Origin of the sequence: Pantoea vagans, assembly GCF_004792415.1 — a bacterium.
Classification (GTDB): domain Bacteria; phylum Pseudomonadota; class Gammaproteobacteria; order Enterobacterales; family Enterobacteriaceae; genus Pantoea; species Pantoea vagans.
The window spans coordinates 250083-271499 of the sequence record NZ_CP038853.1 but is presented as its reverse complement, the minus strand read 5'-3'; the positions used below and the strand labels follow the sequence as shown (position 1 = coordinate 271499).

Annotated in this window: 21 protein-coding genes and 1 riboswitch; of the genes, 11 read left to right on the top strand and 10 right to left on the bottom strand. The window is 57.8% G+C overall.

Translation table 11 applies throughout. The annotated features are described in order from the left end of the window. The first annotated feature begins 33 nt into the window (after positions 1-33). A complete protein-coding gene (locus EGO56_RS01290) occupies positions 34-1866 on the top strand; it encodes an ABC transporter ATP-binding protein (protein ID WP_135907500.1) in 1833 nt (610 codons plus the stop codon). On the opposite strand, the gene EGO56_RS01285 is transcribed toward EGO56_RS01290, so the two are convergent. After that, positions 1863-2987 carry a GNAT family N-acetyltransferase gene (locus tag EGO56_RS01285; RefSeq protein ID WP_135907499.1) on the bottom strand — a complete coding sequence of 375 codons (1125 nt, stop codon included), beginning with the start codon at positions 2985-2987 and terminating at the stop codon, positions 1863-1865. The two genes, EGO56_RS01290 and EGO56_RS01285, sit on opposite strands and share 4 nt — an antisense overlap. Before the next feature lie 141 nt (positions 2988-3128). Here EGO56_RS01285 and EGO56_RS01280 point away from each other — a divergent pair, with 141 nt between their 5' ends. The 3 genes from EGO56_RS01280 (at position 3129) to EGO56_RS01270 (ending at position 5685) form a co-directional block, all read left to right on the top strand. Further along, positions 3129-4028: a LysR family transcriptional regulator gene (locus tag EGO56_RS01280; protein ID WP_135907498.1), complete on the top strand. Its 900-nt coding sequence runs from the start codon at positions 3129-3131 to the stop codon at positions 4026-4028. A gap of 98 nt (positions 4029-4126) precedes the next feature. Continuing rightward, on the top strand, positions 4127-5068 hold the full coding sequence (locus EGO56_RS01275; protein ID WP_135907497.1) for a glutathione S-transferase family protein: 942 nt from the start codon (positions 4127-4129) through the stop codon (positions 5066-5068). 11 nt (positions 5069-5079) lie between these two features. After that, positions 5080-5685, top strand: a complete 606-nt coding sequence (locus EGO56_RS01270; protein ID WP_135910511.1) for an alpha/beta hydrolase — start codon at positions 5080-5082, stop codon at positions 5683-5685. Here EGO56_RS01270 and EGO56_RS01265 read toward each other — a convergent pair. Next, entirely contained in the window at positions 5682-6497 is an 816-nt protein-coding gene (locus EGO56_RS01265; RefSeq protein WP_135907496.1) for a sugar phosphate isomerase/epimerase family protein, read from the bottom strand. The two genes, EGO56_RS01270 and EGO56_RS01265, sit on opposite strands and share 4 nt — an antisense overlap. Before the next feature lie 120 nt (positions 6498-6617). Continuing rightward, positions 6618-6995, bottom strand: a complete 378-nt coding sequence (crcB, locus tag EGO56_RS01260; protein ID WP_135907495.1) for a fluoride efflux transporter CrcB — start codon at positions 6993-6995, stop codon at positions 6618-6620. 88 nt (positions 6996-7083) lie between these two features. Beyond that, positions 7084-7159, bottom strand: a riboswitch (Fluoride riboswitch). 117 nt (positions 7160-7276) lie between these two features. Between crcB and EGO56_RS01255 the strand changes: the two genes are divergently transcribed. Next, entirely contained in the window at positions 7277-8197 is a 921-nt protein-coding gene (locus EGO56_RS01255; RefSeq protein ID WP_135907494.1) for a nucleoside hydrolase, read from the top strand. Between the two features lie 6 nt (positions 8198-8203). Here EGO56_RS01255 and EGO56_RS01250 read toward each other — a convergent pair whose 3' ends face one another. Beyond that, complete coding sequence (locus tag EGO56_RS01250; RefSeq protein ID WP_135907493.1) at positions 8204-9232, bottom strand: zinc-binding alcohol dehydrogenase family protein; 1029 nt, start codon at positions 9230-9232, stop codon at positions 8204-8206. A 137-nt stretch (positions 9233-9369) separates the two neighbouring features. Between EGO56_RS01250 and EGO56_RS01245 the strand changes: the two genes are divergently transcribed. Together EGO56_RS01245 and EGO56_RS01240 are read left to right on the top strand one after the other, a co-directional pair. Beyond that, positions 9370-10272, top strand: coding sequence for a GntR family transcriptional regulator (locus tag EGO56_RS01245; RefSeq protein ID WP_013359418.1), 903 nt, complete (start codon positions 9370-9372; stop codon positions 10270-10272). 170 nt (positions 10273-10442) lie between these two features. After that, positions 10443-11795, top strand: coding sequence for an MFS transporter (locus tag EGO56_RS01240; RefSeq protein ID WP_135907492.1), 1353 nt, complete (start codon positions 10443-10445; stop codon positions 11793-11795). A 16-nt stretch (positions 11796-11811) separates the two neighbouring features. Here EGO56_RS01240 and EGO56_RS01235 read toward each other — a convergent pair whose 3' ends face one another. Then, complete coding sequence (locus EGO56_RS01235) at positions 11812-13203, bottom strand: hypothetical protein (protein WP_135907491.1); 1392 nt, start codon at positions 13201-13203, stop codon at positions 11812-11814. After that, entirely contained in the window at positions 13196-14107 is a 912-nt protein-coding gene (locus EGO56_RS01230; protein ID WP_135907490.1) for an alpha/beta fold hydrolase, read from the bottom strand. The genes EGO56_RS01235 and EGO56_RS01230 overlap by 8 nt, the downstream gene beginning before the upstream one ends. A gap of 376 nt (positions 14108-14483) precedes the next feature. On the opposite strand from EGO56_RS01230, the gene EGO56_RS01225 reads away from it, so the two are divergent. Further along, a complete protein-coding gene (locus tag EGO56_RS01225; RefSeq protein ID WP_135907489.1) occupies positions 14484-14927 on the top strand; it encodes an acetyltransferase in 444 nt (147 codons plus the stop codon). 19 nt (positions 14928-14946) lie between these two features. Here EGO56_RS01225 and EGO56_RS01220 read toward each other — a convergent pair whose 3' ends face one another. The 3 genes from EGO56_RS01220 to mntP form a co-directional block, all read right to left on the bottom strand. Then, positions 14947-15531: a helix-turn-helix domain-containing protein gene (locus EGO56_RS01220; protein WP_135907488.1), complete on the bottom strand. Its 585-nt coding sequence runs from the start codon at positions 15529-15531 to the stop codon at positions 14947-14949. A 365-nt stretch (positions 15532-15896) separates the two neighbouring features. Next, the gene (gene azuC / locus EGO56_RS22675; protein ID WP_123809971.1) at positions 15897-15974 is read right to left on the bottom strand and encodes a stress response protein AzuC; all 78 of its coding nucleotides are present in this window, start codon (positions 15972-15974) and stop codon (positions 15897-15899) included. A gap of 117 nt (positions 15975-16091) precedes the next feature. Beyond that, the gene (mntP, locus tag EGO56_RS01210; protein WP_013359423.1) at positions 16092-16667 is read right to left on the bottom strand and encodes a manganese efflux pump MntP; all 576 of its coding nucleotides are present in this window, start codon (positions 16665-16667) and stop codon (positions 16092-16094) included. A gap of 316 nt (positions 16668-16983) precedes the next feature. Between mntP and EGO56_RS01205 the strand changes: the two genes are divergently transcribed. Continuing rightward, positions 16984-17226, top strand: coding sequence for a DUF1158 domain-containing protein (locus tag EGO56_RS01205; protein WP_013359425.1), 243 nt, complete (start codon positions 16984-16986; stop codon positions 17224-17226). On the opposite strand, the gene pdxR is transcribed toward EGO56_RS01205, so the two are convergent. Then, the gene (gene pdxR, locus EGO56_RS01200) at positions 17216-18652 is read right to left on the bottom strand and encodes a MocR-like pyridoxine biosynthesis transcription factor PdxR (protein WP_135907487.1); all 1437 of its coding nucleotides are present in this window, start codon (positions 18650-18652) and stop codon (positions 17216-17218) included. The genes EGO56_RS01205 and pdxR overlap by 11 nt on opposite strands. 57 nt (positions 18653-18709) lie before the next feature. Here pdxR and EGO56_RS01195 point away from each other — a divergent pair, with 57 nt between their 5' ends. Together EGO56_RS01195 and mqo are read left to right on the top strand one after the other, a co-directional pair. Next, complete coding sequence (locus EGO56_RS01195) at positions 18710-19165, top strand: carboxymuconolactone decarboxylase family protein (protein WP_135907486.1); 456 nt, start codon at positions 18710-18712, stop codon at positions 19163-19165. 511 nt (positions 19166-19676) lie between these two features. Beyond that, positions 19677-21293: a malate dehydrogenase (quinone) gene (gene mqo / locus EGO56_RS01190; RefSeq protein WP_135907485.1), complete on the top strand. Its 1617-nt coding sequence runs from the start codon at positions 19677-19679 to the stop codon at positions 21291-21293. The last annotated feature ends 124 nt before the right edge of the window (positions 21294-21417 follow it).

Genomic DNA, 21417 nt, shown 5'->3' with positions numbered 1-21417 from the left:
TGTAGCTCTTTACCGGACGGAAAGAGTATCGCTATGTTGTATCGTCGTTTTGAGCGTTTTATCAATATATTTCAGGACGCACCCACCGATTCGCCCCCCTCAACGGTCTGGTCGTTTTACCTCTACTACCTGCGCCAGGTCTGGCCCAGTTTTGCCGCGCTGCTGGTGGTCGGGCTGGCATCAGCCCTGATTGAAGTGTCGCTGTTCAGCTATCTGAGCCGCATTATCGATATGGTCAATCACTCTACGCCCGCCACCCTGTTCCGGGATAACTGGCCGATACTGCTGTGGATGGGCGCGGTGGCGCTGATTCTGCGGCCGGTTTTTATCGCCCTGCACGATATGCTGGTGCATCAGAGCATCAGCCCGAGCATGACCAGCATGATCCGCTGGCAGCATCACAACTACGTGCTGCGTCAGAGCCTTAACTTCTTCCAGAGCGATTTCGCCGGGCGTATTGCCCAGCGCATTATGCAGACCGGCAGTTCACTGCGTGACTCGGCGGTGCAGCTGGTGGACGCCATCTGGCACGTGCTGATCTACGCCGTGACCTCGCTGGTACTGTTTGCCGGTGCCGACTGGCGGCTGATGATCCCGCTGATTATCTGGATGGTGGCCTACAGCGCCTCGCTGCGTTTCTTTGTACCGCGGGTCAAAGCCCGTTCGGTGGTCTCCTCGGAAGCGCGCTCAAAGCTGATGGGCACCATTGTTGACGGCTACACCAACATCGCCACCATCAAGCTGTTCGCCCACAGCGACCTGGAACGTCAGTACGCGCGTGAGGCGATTCAGGAGCAGACAGACAAAACCCAGCACGCCAGCCGCATGGTCACCAGCATGGATCTGACGCTGTCGGCACTGAACGGCCTGCTGATTGTTTCAACATCCGGCCTGGCATTGTGGCTGTGGAGCCAGTCGCTGATCAGCGTCGGGGCGATTGCGCTGGCGACCGGGCTGGTGATTCGTCTGGTGAATATGTCCGGCTGGATCATGTGGGTGGTCAACGGCATCTTCGAAAACATCGGCATGGTGCAGGATGGCCTGAACACCATTGCGCAGCCGCTGAGCGTGCAGGATGCGCCGCAGGCGAAGCAGCTGAAGGTGACGCGCGGCAATATCCGCTTTGAGGATGTGCGCTTCGATTATGGCGGCGGCCGTCAGGTGATTAACGGTTTTAACCTCGACATCCGACCTGGTGAGAAGATTGGTCTGATTGGGCCTTCGGGTGCCGGTAAATCGACGCTGGTGAACCTGCTGCTGCGCCTCTATGACCTGAACGGTGGGCGGATTGTGATTGACGATCAGGATATCGCCACTGTGACCCAGGAGAGCCTGCGCAGCCAGATTGGCATGATTACCCAGGATACCTCGCTGCTGCACCGCTCGATTCGTGAAAACCTGCTTTATGGCCGTCCCGACGCCACTGAAGAGGAGCTGCAACTGGCCATTCACCGCGCCCGCGCCGATGAGTTTATTCCGCTGCTCTCCGACTCGCTGGGCCGCACCGGGCTGGACGCGCACGTGGGCGAGCGCGGCGTGAAGCTGTCGGGCGGTCAGCGTCAGCGTGTGGCGATTGCCCGCGTGCTGCTGAAGGATGCGCCGGTTCTGATCATGGATGAGGCGACCTCAGCGCTCGACTCTGAAGTGGAAGCCGCCATTCAGGAGAGCCTGGAGTCCTTAATGCAGGGCAAAACCGTTATCGCCATTGCGCACCGCCTGTCGACCATTGCGAAGATGGATCGGCTGGTGGTGCTGGATAAAGGCGGCATTGCCGAGATGGGCAGCCATCAGGAGCTGCTGGCGCAGAACGGTCTTTATGCCCGACTGTGGCAGCATCAGACCGGCGGATTTGTCGGCGTCGATTAATCGCCGCGTCGATAGGGTAAGGCGTCGCGCGCTTCTTCCACCCAGCCGCGTACGCCTTCCCGCTCCTGCACCAGAAAATCTGCCACGGCCTCGCGCAGGCCAGGATGCAGCAGATAGTGCCAGGAGTGGGTAATCTGCGGCTCAAAGCCGCGCACCAGCTTGTGCTCGCCCTGCGCCCCCGCATCAAATCGCGTCAGCCCTTCATCAATCGCTAAATCCATCCCCTGATAAAAACAGGTTTCGAAGTGCAGCCGGTCAAACTCCGCCAGACAGCCCCAGTAGCGGCCATAGAGCGTATTGCTGTCGCGCAGATAAAAGGCCATCGCCGCCGGTTGCTGCTGCAAGCGGGCGATCACCACCACAATATTCTGCGGCATCCGCTCTGCCAGCAGGCTGAAGAAGTTGCGCGTCAGGTAGGGCCGCTGGCCGCGCACCGCGTAGGTATTGGCGTAACAGGTGTAGACAAAATCCCACTGATCTTCACGCAGCTGACAACCCAGATAGCGGTCAAACTCAAAGCCGCTCTGCGCCACCTGCTCACGCTCTTTACGCAGCTGTTTGCGCTTGCGCGACATCAGCGTGTCCAGGAAATCCTGAAAATCACGGTAGCCACGGTTGTGCCAGTGATACTGACAGCCGAGCCGGGAGAGCCAGTCGGGCTGATCGGTCAGCAGCCGGTTCGCCTGCGCATCGGTAAAGTTGATGTGTGCGCCGCTTAAGCCGTGCTGCAACAGGCTCTCCGGCAGGGCCGACAGCAGCTGTGCAGAAGCAGACGCGTCACCCAGCAGGCGCGCGCCGCTGACCGGGCTGAAGGGAATCGCCCCCAGCCATTTCGGGTAGTAGCGGATCCCGGCGCGCTGGCTGGCATCCGCCCAGGCGTGATCAAAGACATACTCGCCCTGTGAATGATATTTCTGGTAGCCCGGCAGCGCGGCGCGCGTCACGCCCTTTTCCCGCCACAGCAGATGATTTGGCTGCCAGCCCGATTCAGGCCGCACGCTGCCGCTCTCTTCTAAGGTGAGCAGAAAAGCGTGGCGCAAAAACGGCTGGTCATCAGGCAACAGCGCATCCCACTCGGCGGCCGGGATCGCCGCCAGTGACGTCAGGTGAATCAGCGACATGAATTACTCCAGAGAACGTCGGGCAGAGCGTCAGTCAAGCAGGTTTTCCGCGGCAGCGAAAGGGTTAAGGCACGCAAAGTGAAGGCTGCAACGCCTGGCCGCAGCTTCTATACTGCGACTTTACCCTTTCAGGACTTCGCCATGGATCGACTCGATTGTGACCGGATGTTTGTCACGGTGCTGGAAACCGGCAGCTTTTCAGCGGCAGCGTTGCGTCTCGGTACCAGCAGCAGTCAGGCTTCTAAACTGGTTTCAAAGCTGGAGCAGCAGCTCGGCGTCCAGCTGTTTAAGCGTAGCACGCGCGCCCTCTCGCCCACCGACGTTGGCCGTAGTTATTATGAGCGGGTAAAAAACCTGCTCGATGCGTTTGAGACGCTGGATGCCAGCGTGCGTGAAAGCGCCACCACCCCCACCGGCAGGCTGAAAATCAGCGCGCCCGGCTCCTTTGGCACGGCGGTGCTTTCTCAGGTGCTGGTGGCGTTTGCCCGGCGCTATCCGCTGATTGAACTGGATGTCAGCTTTTCCGACCGGGCCGTGAACATCGTCGACGAGGGATTTGATATGGCGATCCGCATCGGCAACCTCAGCGACAGCAGTCTGGTGGCGCGCAAGCTGGGCGAAGTGCATGTCCGCATTGCTGCGTCACCGATCTATCTTGAGCAGTTTGGTACGCCACAGCACTGGCGGGAAATGGCGCAGCACCAGTGCATTATCGACACCAATTTCCGCGATCCCTGGCACTGGCCGTTTGCCGGTGATGATGGTGAGATCGTCACCGTGCCGGTCCGTGGCCGTCTGCGCTTTGCCAACACCGAAGCCTGTCTGCAGGCGGCCGTCGCCGGATTAGGTATTGCGCGTCTGCCCGGTTTCATCGCTGCTCCCGCGCTGCAACAGGGTGATATTGTCCGCCTGCTGGATAACTTCGACACGCCGCCGCTGGGCCTGTTTGCGGTTTATCCGCCCGCCCGTCATCTGGCGCATCGCGCGCGCCTGCTCATCGACTTCCTGGTCACTCACTTTACCCGCTTTCCGCCCGCTTGATTCCGTCCATAATGGAAGAAATGATTGTCTTTATAACCGGATTATCAGCCGTTTAGTCATCAGTTAAGCTGCTTCTCAAAACAGAGAGGAGTCGCGCGATGTTAGTAGAAGGCAAATGGAGTAGTGACTGGCATCCGGTGCAGGCTACCGATAAACAGGGCGGCTTCGTCCGTCAGACGTCCGGCTTCAGGGACTTTATCAGCAGCGATGGCTCCACGGCATTCGCCGCCGAACCCGATCGCTACCACCTTTATGTGGCGCTGATCTGTCCGTGGGCGTCACGTGCGCTGATCGCCCGCAAGCTCAAGGGGCTGGAATCGCTGATCGGCGTGACGGTGGTCGAGCCGCAGCTTGGCGCTCAGGGCTGGCGCTTCGGCAACTTTCCCGGCGCGCAGCCGGATCCGCTGAATAACGCGCAATACCTGCATGAAATTTACACCCGCGTCGCGCCCGACTACAGCGGGCGGGCCACTGTGCCGGTGCTGTGGGACAGGAAAACTGCCACCATCGTCAGCAACGAGTCTGCGGACATTGTGCGGATGTTTAACAGCGGCTTTGGCGATCTGGCCGATAACCGCATCGACCTTTATCCTGCCGCGCTGCGTGCGGAGATTGATGCGCTGAATGAGAGCCTCTATCCGCGTCTGAATAACGGTGTTTATCGCGCGGGCTTTGCCACTACCTCCGTCAGCTATCAGCAGGCGTTTAACGACGTTTTCAGCCAGCTCGATGAACTGGAGGCGCTGCTCAGCGATGGTCGTACCTTCCTGCTGGGTGAACGGCTGACGGAAACCGACATCCGGCTGTTTGTGACCCTGATTCGCTTTGACGTCGCCTATCATGGCCTGTTCAAATGCAACCTGCGCCGGATCCGCGACTATACGCTGCTGAACCGCTATCTTAAGAGCATGTTGTCGGTCTCTGGCGTACGTGAAACGGTCAACATTGACCATATCAAACAGGGTTACTACTCGATCAAGGCGCTGAACCCGAACGGCATCGTTCCGGCGGGTCCTGATCTGAGTGAATACGGTTTATAAAAGGAGCAATGATGGCAAAAGCACTGGTGATTTTTCTGCATGGCGTGGGCAGTAACGGCGACGATCTGGCACCGATTGGCCGTCACTGGGCGACGCTGTTGCCGGATGTGGTTTTTGCCTCGCCCAATGCACCTGAACGTTTTCCCGCCGGTTTTGGCTGGCAGTGGTTCAGCCTGACAGACGTAACGCCAGAAAACCGGCCAGGTCGGGTTCGGGCGGCACGGGCCGCTTTTGATGCGACACTCAATGAAATTGTCGCGCAGCATGGCTTTGCCGACCGCTGGCAGGATGTGGTGCTGGTGGGCTTCTCCCAGGGGTCGATCATGGCGCTGGATGCGCTGGCGTCTGGCCGTTATCCGCTGGCGGGCGTGGTCGCCTTTTCCGGTCGCCTGGCGGTTGACGGTGAATTAACCCCGCAGGCTCATGTACCCGCGCTGCTGATTCACGGTCAGGCCGATGACGTCATCCCGTGGCAGGAGAGCGAATCTGCGGCGGCCCGGCTGCGAGCCGCGGCGGTGCCGGTCGACGCGCGCTTTGAACCCGCCACCGGCCACACCATTTCCGCTCAGGGTGCCATGCACGCCGCCGCGTTTATCGGGCAGTGCTTACAGGATTAACCCCAGCAGCGCGTTAACGCCTGCCAGGCATGGCGGGCAGCCACCTCGGGCGGCAGGCGTTTCAGCGCATCATTAAAGACTTCGATTCCCACCGGTCCCTGATAGCCCGCGCTTTTGAGCTTATCGACAAAGCGCTCAACGTCGATAATCCCATCGCCGGGCAGCAGACGCTGGTGCTTCGCCATCGCCATCAGGCTCTGCTTATCCTGCGCAGGAACGGCGGCCATATCACACAGCTGTACTTCATAGATGCGATCGGCGGGAATGCCGTCCAGATGAGAAGCGTCACCACCCAGCGCGCAGATGTGGAACAGATCGACCACCAGCCCGATATTGGGCTGATCGAGCCGCTGCAATCGCTGCCACGCCAGCGGCAGCGTGTTGTCCACGCTGCACCAGGCCATCGGCTCATACATAATGCGCATGTTGTAGCGCGCGGCTTCAGAAGCCATCCAGCGCAGGTCATCATCAATCTGGTCGGCACAGCAATCCTCACGGGTGCTGGCCGGTGCCTGAATGGTGTCACAGCCCAGCGCCTGGGCAATCTGTATGAACTGACGCAGCTCTTCGCGCTTCTGAGATCGCAACGCACTGGGGGCGCCGGTGAAATCACGCAGCACCTGCAGATTGGTAAAGCCAGGTCCCTGTCGTGCGCTGATCTCAGCCAGTGCCGCTGCACCGCCTTCACAGGCTTCAACATCCTCGCGCCAGATCTCGACCTGATCAAAACCGGCGTCACGCGCCGCCTGGAGCTTCTGGCCGGGTTCACCGTTTAACAACACCAGGTTAAGGAAGGTGGGATGGGTTCGCATTGCTCGGCTCCTTAATCGTCCGGAATAATCGGTGAGGGTCAGCGTCAGCGCCGCGCATTATCCGATGCACGGCGACACGCCCGAAATCAGTATCGCTTGAGCGGTATGGCGCGTACCGGATCAGCTCAGCAGCGTGACCAGTGCGAAACCGGCAAACGCCATCAGTAGCGAGCCAATCACATGCACCAGCGCGCTGGCCATCGCCCAGAAATACTTCCCTGATTGTAGCAACCCCATTAATTCTGCCGTGAAAGAGGAGAAAGTCGTCAGCCCGCCGCAGAGTCCGGTGACGATTAGCAGTTTCCAGATCGGGTCGATGTCGGGATGGCGGACAAACCAGGCCATCGCCCCGCCGATCACCAGACCGCCGATCAGATTCACCAGCAGCGTGCCGGGCGGCAGGTTGGGAAAGAGTGCATTAAAACGCATTGCGAACAGCCAGCGCAGTACGCAGCCGGCAGAACCGCCGATCACCACAGCCAGTAAGGGTTTAAACATGTCTTGCTCCTGATTACAGAGTAATGCCGGGCTGAGGAGGAGAGGCAGAGATAAACTGCGCCTGACACCTCAGCTCCCGCGAAAGGATTGAGTGTCAGGCGTCATCAGCCGGTGTTAAGCCCACCGGCGGTTGGGAAAGGTGGCACGCCATCACCTTGAGCCGGTGATAATACGACGCCCATTCCAGGCTGGCAATAGTGCGCGCAGAGCGGCTGAATCGCTTGACGCCCTGCCCGCTGACGGGGTAATGCTGAAGGTTTACAGCCTGTTGCGGAGAGCCTATGCGTACCCTGATTTTTGATACTGATATCGGCGTGGATGACGCCTTTGCGCTGGCTTATGCGGCGCGGACGCAGCATCTGCTGGGGATTACCACGGTTTTTGGCAACGTGGCGGTGGGCCAGGCGGTGAAAAATGCCCGGCTGTTTTGCGACAAAATGGCGATTAACGCGGCGGTCTGGCGCGGCTGTTCACGGCCGCTGGCGCTGGCTCCCTCTGCGCCCGCTAGGCTGCACGGCGAGGATGGGCTGGGCGATGCGTTTGATAATGCTTTTAGCGATGAGGCGCCGGGCGCGGTGCAGTTTATTATCGACAGCGTGCGGGCGCAGCCGCATCAGATCACCCTGGTGGCGATTGGTCCGCTGACCAATATCGCCACGGCCATTAATCAGGCGCCGGATATTATTCCGCTGGTGAAAGAGCTGGTGATCATGGGCGGCGCGTTTGGCACCGACGGCCACAGCGGCAATGTGACGCCTTTCAGTGAATTTAATATCTGGAAAGATCCGCACGCCGCCGATCAGGTGCTCGCCTCGGCGCTGAACGTGGTGGTGATCCCGCTGGATGTCACGCACAAGGTGCTGATCAGCGGCGAAGAAGTTCAGCGTCTGAACCAGCCGGTGCTGAGCGCTATCTGTCGCCCTTACCTGGCTTACAGTCTGGAGAAAGAGGGATTCGACGGTATGGCGCTGCACGACACTCTGGCGGTGGCGTGGCTGACGCTGCCGCAGGCGTTTACGCTCACCGAAAGTCCGCTGCGGGTGATTACCGAGGGCATCGCCTGCGGTCAGACGGTGCGTAAACTCAGTGCGCTGGCATCACGATCCGATCCGTTTGCCGGTCTGCCCGCCCAGCGCATCGCGCTCGGCGTGGATGCCGACGCGGTGCGGGCGCACTTCTTTGAGACCCTCACCGCGCCCTGAATCACGTTACCTGTCGAAGTGAATGACGCCTTTGATCAGCTCGCGATTGTTAATAACCTGCGCCTCAAAGGTTTCATCCAGCGTGGAGAAAGCCAGATGGTGATTGAGCATCATGTCGGCGCGCAGCTGGCCGCTGGCCATTAACGCACGCACCCGGTCAAAGTCTTCGCGGGTGGCGTTGCGGCTGCCCATCAGTGTGGCCTCTTTTTTATGGAATTCACTGTCCGGGATGACCAGATCGCCTTTGTGCAGACCGACATAGACGATGGTGCCGCCGTGCCGCATCAGGTTGACCGCATTGTTCATCGCCGCCGGATTGCCAGTGGCGTCGATCACTTTCAGCGCCAGACGACCACCAAACTGCTCGCGCAGCGCACTATCGAACGCCTCATCAGCCGGATTCAGTGCCGCCAGACCGAGCTGGTCAGCGACATGCTGGCGACGAAATTCGCTGGTATCCGCGACCACCACCTGTGCGCCGCTGGCGGCGGCAATGGCAGCGACACCCAGCCCAATCGGTCCGGCTCCGACCACCAGCATCTGCTCATCCGCACCAATTCCGGCACGCCGCACCGCATGGGCGCTGATGGCAAACGGCTCAATCAGCGCAGCCGCTTCCGGTGCGACCTCATCCACCGTCAGCAGGGTGCTGACCGGTACGCTCAGGTAGTCGCAGAAACCGCCATCCTGATGCACGCCAATCACCGAGATCCGCTCACAGCAGTTGGTTTTTCCGCTCTGGCAAGCGTCGCAGCGCAGGCAGGAGATGTAGGGCATGAGCGCTACCCGCTGACCTGGCTGAAAGCCTTCCGCGCCACTGCCCAGCGCCACCACTTCTGCACAGATTTCATGGCCCAGTACCCGTGGATAGCTGAAGAACGGCTGATTGCCGGACCAGGCGTGGATATCAGTGCCGCAGATCCCGGCAGTCAGGATTTTTATCAGTGCCTCGCCCGCGGCAGGCACAGGAATGTCGCGGGTGGCCCAGACCATCTTACGTGGTTCAGCGATGACCAGTGCTTTCATTGTTGTCATGGTGATTCTCCGGTTGTCCTGCTGGCAGTTATGGCGAATCCTGCTCGTCGCGCGGCGTTCGTTTGCGGGAAGTGTGAAGCACGGCGATTTTTTTGGGCTTTGAATGGTTTTTAATGCATAAAAAACCGGAGAGTGAGATGAGCCGCAGCCAGAATTTGCGTCAGAACGTGATCAACCAGATGCTGGAAAGCATTGCTCAGCGCCACATCTGTTCACCGTTGCCGCCACAGGCCGCGCTGGCCGAGATGTTCAATATCAGCCGCACCACGGTGCGCCATACCCTCCATTATCTGCATCAGTGCGGCGTGCTGGATAAAGTCGATCAGACTTACGTTATCGTGCGCGATCCGCGTGAAGAAGACGGCTTTAGCGCCTTAACGCCGCCGATTGAGCAGCAGGCCAGCCACTTTGAGCAGATGTTTTTTAATATGATTAATCAGCGGCAGCTGGTGCCGGGCGACACCTTCAGCGAGCTGCAACTGGCGCAGCAGGTGAAGGTCAGTCCGGTAGTGGTACGCGAGTTTCTGCTGCGCTTTATGCGCTATGACCTGCTGGAGCCGGTGAAACGTGGTCAGTGGCGGATGAAGAAGTTCACGCAGGATTACGCCGAGAAGCTGTTTGAGCTGCGCGAGATGCTGGAAACCCACGCCCTGAGCCGCTTCCTCAATCTGCCCGCCAGCGATGAACGCTGGGTCCAGGCGCGGGATCTGCTGGATCGTCACCGATCGATGCGCGACACCATTGCCAGCAACTATCGCCACTTTGCCGCGCTGGACCGCCAGATGCATTCGCTGATTTTATCCGCCGCTAACAACCCGTTTTTCAATCAGTCGCTGGAGATTATCTCGGTGATTTTTCATTCGCATTATCAGTGGGATGAAAGCGATCTCAAGCAGCGCAATATTGTAGCGCTGGAGGAGCATATGGCGATTCTCACCGCGCTGATTGGCCGTCAGGATATCGACGCACTCTGCGCCCTGCATAACCATCTGGCGACCGCCAAAACCTCAATGGTGCGCTCAATCGGTCAGTACAATTAAAAACCGATTAAAAACCACAAAGCATTAGCTCCCGCACGATTCAGAAACATCTTTGCAACATCCTTTACCCTTTGCTCTTAGTCTCGACTGCAACGTCACGGCGGCCTTTTGCCGCTGCGCGCAGACCCCTTCTCACCATAACGATAAGTACCCAGTTTCGGGAGAGTGCAATGGAAAAGACTTCAGTAACCGGCCGCGACAGCGTGACCGGCGACACGCCACCAGGCCAGGATTTCGTGCCGATGCGCAGCGACGTGGTGCGTTCACCGCGCATCCGCAAAGTGCAGATCACGGCAATGTTGCTGCTGCTGTTCGCCGCCATCATCAACTATCTGGATCGCAGCTCGCTGTCGGTGGCGAATATGACCATCCGCGACGAGATGGGGCTGAGCGCCACCGAAATCGGCCTCCTGCTCTCTGCTTTTTCGCTGGCGTATGGCCTGGCGCAGCTGCCGTGCGGTGCGCTGCTGGATCGTAAAGGCCCGCGCATTATGCTCGGGATCGGCATGTTCATCTGGTCGCTGTTCCAGGCGGCCTCTGGTCTGGTGCATAACTTTACCCAGTTCGTGCTGGTGCGCATCGGTCTCGGCATTGGCGAAGCGCCGATGAACCCGTGCGGCGTGAAAGTCATCAACGACTGGTTCAACATTAAAGATCGTGGCATGCCGATGGGGATGTTCAATGCGGCGTCGATGATTGGGCTGTCCGTAGCCCCGCCGATTCTGGCGGCGATGATGATGGTGATGGGCTGGCGCGGCATGTTTGTTACCATCGGTATCCTCGGCATGTTCCTCGCGATCGGCTGGTATATGATTTACCGCGACCGCGATAACAACACCCTGAGCGCCGAAGAGATCCACTATCTGCAGGCGGGCAGCGTGGCATCGCGTAAAGAGCCGATCAGCTTCAGAGAGTGGCGCGGCCTGTTTAAGCAGCGCACCATGTGGGGCATGATGATTGGCTTCAGCGGCATCAACTACACTGCGTGGCTCTACATCGCCTGGCTGCCGGGCTACCTGCAGTCGACCTATCATCTCGACCTGAAAAGTACCGGCCTGCTGGCGGCGATTCCGTTCCTGTTTGGTGCGGCGGGCATGCTGCTGAATGGCTATGTGGTTGACTCGCTGGTGCGTCGCGGCTTTAACGCGGTGAAAACCCGCAAAGTCTGCATCGTCAGCGGAATGCTGCTGTCCGCCGGGTTTACCGCGGTGGTGACCCGCGCGACCGATACTACCAGCGCCGTGACGCTGATAGGGATGGCGCTGTTCTGCATCCACTTTGCCGGAACCTCATGCTGGGGACTGATCCACGCCAACGTCACCGCCCGCATGACCGCCTCGGTCGGCAGCATCCAGAACTTCGCCAGCTTTATCTTCGCCTCGTTCGCGCCCGTCATCACTGGCTGGGTGCTCGACACCACCAAATCGTTTAGCCTGGCGCTGATGATTTGTGCCTGTGTGACGCTGGTTGGCGCACTCGCCTACCTGCTGCTGGTGCGCCAGCCGATCACCGACGGCGAATAAACACGGCTGACGGCGGCTACGTCAGCGCCGTCAGGGTGACGCCATATTTCGCACCGTAGCGTTTAATGCCCGCCATCACCTTCTCTGTACTGAGCGGAGGGGGTGGTGGCAACAGCGGTGCCCGTTCACGCAGCGCCGAGTCGAAGCGGGCAAACGTCGCGAAATCACGCGGGAACCGTTCTTCATCCACCCCAATCAATGCCCCCTCGTCACGCGCATGGGAGAGCAACGCCCGCCAGCGATCAATTTCCGCCAGCCCGATGCTGTCGGTGCCGTGAGAAAAGAGCATCATGTCGATGTTGCGGAACGGCGGCTGTTTTTCCAGGAAGCGTTGCAGCGCCGCTGCGGACGGTTCGGTGCAGAACACCAGCCAGAACGGAATCGCCTGCTGCTGCTGGGTACACCAGGGATCCATCAGCAGGAAACTGTCCACCGTCAGCCGGGTCGGTAAAATACCCGCCGCCAGATACCAGTCGCGATAAATCTCCGCCACCACATAACTCATTGCTTCCGGGTCTTCGTAACGAATCTCCATCAGCTTCCAGTTCTGCGCCGCCGCCAGTTTTTTCAACGGGGAAATCAGATAGCCATCCAGGCCCCACTCCGCTTCCGGCACGTGATCGGTGATGTCAGGCGGCGTCCAGCGCTCGCGGTCAATGCCGTAACGCGCCAGATATTCCGCTACCCGCGGGCCACCCTGTAAATACTCTTTTTCGGTTGCGCCACCGAGCGCGCCAAACTGAAAGAATGAGCGATCGCTGGTGCGTGTCACCGGCCACTGGCGGGTGCAGTGGTTGATAAACAGCGTTGAACCCGCGGGCAGGCTCCCCATCAGGAATTCATTGAAAGCCAGCGGCAGTTCGCGCAGTTTCAGCCGGAAATAGCGCATCTGGTCGAGCATCAGCCGATCCTGATTCGGGTCATGCATATGGTGCACCGCCAGCCTCGGCCAGGCGGCCAGCAGTGCAGCCGCAATCTCTTTGCCCTGCTCAAAGCTCGCCATCGCATCATCAGGATCGCTATTGGTCGCCCGCACCGGACAGAGAAAGGTCTGCGGCAGCCAGGGCACGCCCATCGCCGACGCCAGATGCACCAGCGCGCCGTTCGACGAGCCAATAAACGCCGCCGGATAATCCTGCTGCGGGTACTCACTGACCATCCATTCTGCGATGCCTTCCACATCCAGCTCGCCTGCCTGACGCAGGCTGATACCCTCTGCCATGCCGCCCAGCGCATAGCCCCACTCGCGCAGCCCGGTCGGCAGACGGTTCAGTGAGGGTAGCAGCCGGTCGAGCGTCGGTGACTGGCTCGGACTGGCAAAGGGGCGATCGTGGAGCGCATTGGCCAGCGCCAGCAGCATGGCGGCAGCAGAGTCAAAACGGGCGATGCCTTTGGGCGGTTTACTCATGCTGATTCTCCTGCTGAATGCGCGCCAGGAACGGGCGAATGGCGTTGCAGAAACTCCACGGATAGACGTAGTGCAGCGTGTGAGTACCGTCGCGCAGCGTCAGGCGTTCACTGTGCGGCATCAGGGCAGCCAGCTCATCCAGCCAGCGCGCCCGACAGATCGGATCGCGCGAACCGCGCAGCAGCAGCGTCGGTGCCGTAATGTAAGTCAGACGATGTTCGATACGGTCACGCAGCATGGCGCGCATCGTGCCAAAGGCGCGCCAGAGCCCCGCTTTAGCGTAATCGATGCGGGCCAGCGGCCCAGGCGGACGACGCGTTTCCAGGCGGCCATTACGCCAGCTGCGCCACAGCTGACGCGGCAGGCTGCGGGCATGACGATCGACCGTCGGCCCCTGCAACACCAGCCCCGCCACGGCGTGCGGATATTTCACCGCCAGTGCCGCCAGAATCTGACAGCCAAACGAGTTGCCGACCCAGATGGCACGCTGAAACCCGTTGTGCTGCAGCCAGAGCCAGAGTGCGTCAGCGTGCTCATCCACGGACATAATCGGCGCAGAAGCCGGCAGCGCACTGGCACCAAACCCCGGCAGATCCGGTACCAGTACGTGATAGTCGCGACCCAGCGCCAGTGCCAGCGGCTCCATCGCCCGGCCCGACATCACCAGACCGTGAACCAGCACTACCGGCAGTCCCCGATCTTCATTAGGCGTGACGCGGGTAAACATGCGCCAGTCGCCCACCTGCTGAAAGTAACCCGCCAGCCCGGCGTGATGACTGCGCGGCGACACCGGCGGTGTCTGCTTCAGCGCCTGCCAGCGTTTCATGCCCCAAAGCGTAGCTGCCACACCTAATCCCACGCCTGCCACAATCGCTGCCTGTTTTCGTCGATGCTTCTGGATCATCCGCTGCTCCTGATTTGGGAGGAATAATTCAGTGTAGGACGGGATCGGGTTGGGGGCGGGTTAATGGTGGGTTGGGGGCGGGTTAATGGTGGGTTGGGGAGATTGGAGGTGGAGCTACGGTTGGTAAGGGGCAGGTCGGTTTAAGTAACAAGGACCTTAAATAACGAGCATTTGCTATGAGCGAGAAGCAGACATCTGGATTGAAACAGGCCGGGTTCGTTAGCGTAAACGATGAAGAGGATTAATTTATAAGAGAAATGCTGTTTCTCCTGAGTATATGGCATGACATAACTCTTAAAGTATTATTGTGAATTTAATTTCACTATAGTAGATTTACAGGGATGTAAAAACCAACTATCACCGTATGGCAGGAAAAATGTTAAACATCAGAATGTCACATCCTTCTGAAGCGCCGGAAATTATAAAAATCTGGAAAAATTCTGTCGATGCTACGCACGATTTTCTGACAATGCATGACCGACAAGAGATTGAAAAAGAAGTTATCGGCTTTTTTTCAGAAACCCCTGTGTGGGTTGCAACTAATCAGGAAGACCAACCAATCGGATTTATGTTTTTGCATGATGGCCATCTGGAGGCACTTTTTGTGGATGCTTCTGCTCGCGGACGTGGCGTCGGTAAACAGTTGATATCACATGCACTGGCTCTCCATCCTGATTTAAGCGTCGATGTAAATGAGCAAAACCAGCAGGCTGTCGGGTTTTATCAACATATGGGCTTTCGGGTTTCCGGGCGTTCTGAGCGTGATAGTCAGGGAAGGCCGTATCCACTATTGCACCTGATTAGAGGGAACGGGGTTTAACCGTCTGGTAAGGGCTACATCATGCGTTTTTTTGGCTAAAAGCAACGAGATAAGAACAACTCTGCTCGCTATCAGGGTTTGTCATTTGGTACTCGCTTGCAGAGGTCAGAGCAAGACAGTCACCCGCTTGTAGATTATGGGTCTGATGATTGACGCTGAAATTAAGGCTGCCACTCAGCATCCAGAGTGTTTGTCCGGAAAGATGCTCATTAGCTGAGGCGGGTATCGTCAGTTGCCCCATAGCAGGGATTTCCACTTTAATAAGTTCCGGGCTTGCGCCTGCAGGGGACAGAGACCAGCGGGTAATGCCTGATTGTTCATCTGTCCAGTGCTGCTGCTGTTGTGCAGAACGAACCAGTGAGTTCTGATGTTGCTCAAGCTCTGCAAAAAGTTTTGATAGCGTAATATTCATGGCGCTGGCTAAACGACTCAGAATAGTTGCGCTGGGGCTGGAGGCGCCTCTTTCGACCTTGCTAATCATGGCCTGGCTAACGCCTGAGCGAAGGGCAAGCTCGGTTACAGTCCAGCTTCGGGCCTTTCTGTGTTTAAGTAATAAATGTGCGATGTCGCTATCCAGTACCTGATTTTTAGATGTTTTATCCATTTTTACCCTCTATTTAGCCAGCGTGATTATGCCATTACCTAAATTAAGCCGGAATAAATGATTATGTAAGTTTGAAAAATCAGGCTTCTGTTACCGGATTATTGCATTCAGAACCAACGTCATCTTAGAGCAACATTTGCACCGCTCACGTCTCCTTATAGCTGTGAGTTCAACCGACGGATGCAAAACAGCCGTCTTTTCATAACCAAAAAGCGGTTATATCAGGAAATTCAAACAAGAGTGGCACAGCAGATCGGACGCACAGGAAGTGCAAAAACGCGGCTTTAAATCAGAGGGCAAAAGCAGGAGGTGATAATCACAGGTCGATCCCTGACCGCGATTATCGAGGGTTTCCTGCGGGGTGCTTAGTACATGGCACCCGGCGGTACGTGTTTGAACGTCTCAACGTAAGCGCGGAACACGTGTTTAATGATGCGTTTCATAGTTTACCTGTTTCAAATTTAGTTGAAGATATACTGAAAAAGTATAGCCTCTGTGCGTTTTAACAGCAAATAAATTTGAACCAGATCACAAAAATGGAGCTTTTTCAGGCAAAAGCCCTAGCCCATGTAGCCAAGATGCTGCAACAGAATGGTGGAGCCAACGGCGATTAACACGACGCCGCCCAGCACTTCTGCCCATTTACCGAGTACCGGACCGATAAAGCGCCCGACTAATACGCCGGTCGTCGCCATCACTGTGGTGGCGGCACCAATGGTCAGCGCGGTGGTGATGATATTCACCTGCAGGAAAGCCAGACCGACACCGACCGCCAGCGCATCCAGGCTGGTCGCGACGGCGGTGGTTGCCAGCACCATAAAGCCGTGGCTTTGCGGCGCTTCGCAGGGTTCTGCGACGGCTGTCTGACGGAAACCTTCCATCATCATACGGCCACCCAGAAACGCCAGCAGGCTGAAGGCAACCCAGTGATCCCACGCCATAATGTAACGGCTGGCGGCCAGGCCAAGCGCCCAGCCAATCAGTGGAGTCAGCGCTTCAATAGAGCCAAAGATCAGACCGGTACGCAGCGCTTCTTTAAAACCAGGACGATGCAGCGTGGCACCTTTGCCCAGCGCAGCAGCAAACGCGTCCATCGACATACCCAGTGCAAGAATTAAAGTGGCAATAAAGGTCATGATTTATTCACCTGGGGCGAAAAAGCGGCAATTCACGCTGAATTCACCACACAAAGTGTTCAGTTATGAAAAAGTGGGCGCAGTCTACCACGCAAACCCAAAGATAAAAAGACAGTAAAATCAGGGATTTAAGTATAGCAAAGGCTATAACTCTTATCATTCGCTATGAATGGCGCTAAGTCGATGGTGGCAAAGCATTTTCTTCGGGCTGACCTGACCGGTTCAGGCTGCAGGATGGCGCTTTGCCGCACGCCACCATTGAACCCTGTCGCCGATTACCGGAAAATGCCAGGCTGATAAATATGGGAAACCGGTTATGAATAACCCTTTTGAGACGTTGATCGTGCCGGGTGGCATTTTGCTGCTGGGCTTTCTCTCGGCGCTGCTGCTGCCCGCGCCCGCTTTTAGCGTGACGGTGGCGCAGCATCTGTTACAGATGTTCCATTTACAGGATCTGAATCAGCTCTACACCGTGGTGTTTTGCGTCTGGTTTTTAGTGCTCGGCGCACTGGAGTTTTTTGTTATCCGCTTTGTCTGGCGTCGCTGGTTCAGGAGCTGACCGCCTGCGCATCGACCAGCGCTTTTAGCCGTTCGGCGCTACGCGCATAACCCTCACGCGGCAGATGTGCCGCACCCAGTATCAGGCCCGCACCACGCTGATCGGGCTGCTGATACCAGATCGACAGCGGCGACGGAGCCATGCCCCACTCTGCAGCCTGCTGCGCAATCGCCTCATCCGGCGTACCGGCGGGTAAGCGGACAATCACCGCCAGCCCGGCGCGTTGCAGGTCGGGAAAGTAAGGATGGAGCGCCGCGATCATCTGCTCCAGCCGCTCCTGATAGACGCGCTTCATGCGCCGCAGATGCCGCATAAAGTGACCTTCACGCAGAAATTCCGCTACCGCATTGTGCAGCAATCCCGAAGAGGCTGGCGCAAGCAATGCACACACTTCGCCGAACCGGGTCGTCAGCGCCGGCGGAACCACGATAAAACCGAGCCTCAGTTGCGGCGTCAGCGTCTTACTGAAGGTGCCGATGTGCAATACCCGCCCTTCGCTGTCGAGCGCAGCCAGTGCCGGTGCCGCGCGATTGCCGGGCTGAAGCTCGCCGAGATAGTCATCTTCGATAATCCAGTGCTGTTCGCGGCTGGCCCAGCTCAGCAATGCATGGCGGCGCGCGAGGCTCATCGTCATGCCAAGCGGCGCCTGCTGTCCCGGCGTGACCAGCGCGAAAGCAGCATCCGGCGCGCGGGCCATCCCCGCCTCTACCTGTAACCCTTCAGCATCCACCGGCACGGCAACCGGCGTAACGCGCAGCGCGTCAACCGCACGACGCGCCACCCAGAATCCGGGATCTTCCAGCCAGGCCGTTTTGCCCTGAAAATCCATCGCCAGGCCAATCAGACCCATCGCACCCGCATAGCCGCTGGTAATAATGATCTGGTCCGCCTGACAGCGCAGGCCGCGTGCCACCGCCAGATAGGCCACCAGCGCCTGGCGCAACGCTAAGCTGCCGCGAGGATCGGGATAACAGGCCGGTTTGCTGACCTGCATACGCGCCTGACGCTGCAGAATGCGCAGCCAGACTTTAACCGGGAACGCATCACTGGCCGGAATCCCCATCTGAAAGGTCAGCGGTGGCGCTTCCTTATCTTCTGTGCCCGCCAGCAGCTGGCGTTCAGCACTGGCGATAGCCGGTTTTAACGGCGCTAGTGCGCTGACGAAGGTGCCCGCCGCGCCTCTGGCCTGCAGAAACTGACCATCGACCAGCATGTCATAGCTGGCGCGAACGGTGCCGCGCGCTACGCCGAGCTGCGCCGCCAGATCGCGGCAGGAAGGCAGACGCGCACCGGGCGGCAAGCGCCCTTCCCCAATCGCCTGCTCAATCAGCTGGCGTAGCTGTTCGCTGAGGCCACGTGACGTGCCGCGCTGGAGCGTCAGCGTCGAAAGCGGCGATGGACCAGTCAGACTCTCATTTTTTGGCACTTTATCTGCTCCATTGAAAGGCCGAGAATCGCCTCATCAACCCCAGGAGGCAATAAGATGAGCGAACGTATCGATTTTCACAGTGCGGCACCAGCAGGCATGAAAGCGCTGGGCGGCGTGTACAGTTATCTGGCGCAAACCGATCTGCCGCTCACTTTACTGGAACTGCTGTTCCTGCGCATATCGCAGATTAACGGCTGCGCTTACTGCATTGATTTGCACACTAAAGCGCTGAATAAATCAGGTATGGGCTGGGATAAGATCGTACTGACCCAGGTCTGGCAAGAATCCGGCACGCTGTTCAGCGATAAAGAGAAGGCGGCCCTGCACTGGGCTGAATGCCTGACGCTGATTGCTCAGCAGGGCGCGCCGGAGGCCTGCTATGACACATTAAAAGCGCAGTTTAGCGAGAAAGAGATTGTCGATCTGAACATCGCAATTGGCCTGATGAACACCTATAACCGCATGGCGATAAGTCTGAAAAAGCTGCCTGCCAGTGCGAATCAGTCATAAGTGAATCCGATGCGTGCACCGGCGTGCACGCATTTTCAGACTCACAAAAATGTAACATTATTTTTACACAAGCAGCTATTCAGGCTCTCTTCACCTGATTCCTGTTATTCCTTATTGCATAATAAATCGCTAAATTTCAGCTAATTAAATAATTCCGCACCGTTTGCACCCATTTCTGCGTTGCACCAGCATAGGGCTTTTACGCAACAACTCTTTTCAGTTAACCTACTGACTTCACTCTAAAAAACCGCTAATCCGCCACTGCCCGTGATGATTAATTCTTATGCTGAATCATTTCTGCATTTAAAAAATAAACAAATGTTTAATTCAGATGCGAGAATGTTATATTCGGATGACAAAGCATAACGTGCAGTTAACGCGTTATCACCGCTTTAACCCTATACCTGAGACTTAACCTTTGAGAAATAGCGCAACGCGCTCGAAAGAAGCGTGACTATTTCGCCTGCGAAACTGTTGGGCTTCAGGTCAACAGAAGAGGAGATGTCGCCTCATGTGCAATTCAGCTGTAAACCTTGCGCTCGCGATGAGTGCCATGGCAAAGGACACCACTACTACCGCGCAGGAGCGCAAAGACGTTGACGTGCTGCTGATTGGCGCAGGTGTGATGAGCGCTACCCTCGGTGCATGGCTACAGGACTTAGAGCCGGACTGGTCCATCGAAATGGTGGAGCGGCTCGACAGCGTGGCCGAAGAGTCGTCCAACGGCTGGAATAACGCGGGCACCGGTCATGCGGCGCTGGCGGAGCTGAACTATACGCCCCAGCAGGCGGATGGCAGCATCGACATCTCCAAAGCGGTAACGATTAACGAATCGTTCCAGATTTCTCGCCAGTTCTGGGCTTATCAGGTCCAGAAAGGCAACCTGCGCAACCCTGAAAGCTTTATTCACAGCACGCCACACATGAGCTTCGTCTGGGGCGACGACAATGTCAAATTCCTGCGCAAGCGCTTCAGTGCATTGCAGAAGAGCACCCTGTTCCGTGGCATGGCCTACTCTGAAGATCCGCAGCAGATTTCCCGCTGGATCCCGCTGGTGATGAACGGCCGTGACCGCAGCCAGAAAGTGGCCGCGACCTGGACAGAGATGGGCACCGATGTGAACTTCGGTGAAATCACCCGTCAGCTGATCGCCGCATTAGAGAAGAAAGCGAATTTCCAGCTGCGTCTGCGCCAGGAAGTGCGTGAGCTGAAGCAGCTCGCCGATGGTCGCTGGCAGGTCACCCTGCAGTGTCTGAACAGCGGCACGCGTCGTACACTGACGGCAGGTAAAATCTTTATCGGTGCGGGCGGCGCAGCGTTACCGCTGTTGCAGAAAGCCGGTATCCCGGAAGCCAACGGCTACGCCGGTTTCCCGGTGGGCGGTTCGTTTCTGGTCACCGAAAATCCGCAGGTCGTCGCGCAGCACATGGCGAAGGTCTACGGTAAAGCCAGCGTCGGTGCGCCACCGATGTCTGTGCCGCACGTCGACACCCGCGTGCTGGATGGCAAGCAGGTATTGCTGTTTGGGCCGTTCGCCACCTTCTCAACCAAGTTCCTGAAGCAGGGTTCTCTGATGGATATGTTCACCTCGCTGAACAGCAGCAATATGCTGCCGATGGTGAAAGTGGGGCTGAAAAGTTTTGACCTGGTGAAATACCTGATGGATCAGGTGCTGCAAAGCGATCGCGACCGGATGGACGCCCTGCGCGCCTATGTGCCGCAGGCGAAGCAGGAGGACTGGCGTTTAGTCACTGCCGGTCAGCGTGTGCAGATCATCAAGAAAGATGAGAAAGAAGGCGCGGTATTGCGTCTGGGCACCGAAGTGGTTGCCTCACAGGATGGTACGATTTCAGCGCTGCTGGGTGCCTCGCCGGGCGCCTCTACGGCAGCACCGATCATGCTGGAGCTGCTGCACAAGGTCTGTCCTGAGCAGATGGCTTCGCCGGAATGGCAGAACAAAATCCGTGCGGTGATCCCTTCCTGGGGTCGTAAGCTGAACGGCGACGTGGCGCTGACAGAGAAAGTGTTAGCCGAAACCAGCCGCATTCTGCATCTCGATTACTCGCCGGTCACCCCGATGGCGGCCAACGATGAGGGACGGGAAACCGCATTCGTCGTCGGCAAGTAATTCAGCGCCATTGATAAAGAGGCTCCGCACTGCGGGGCCTTTTTTATTGACCGGTTGCCTGGTCGTACCGGGTATTCTCTATTAGGGTTAAGGCATCTTTTAGCTGAACGCTCAAGAGGAACCG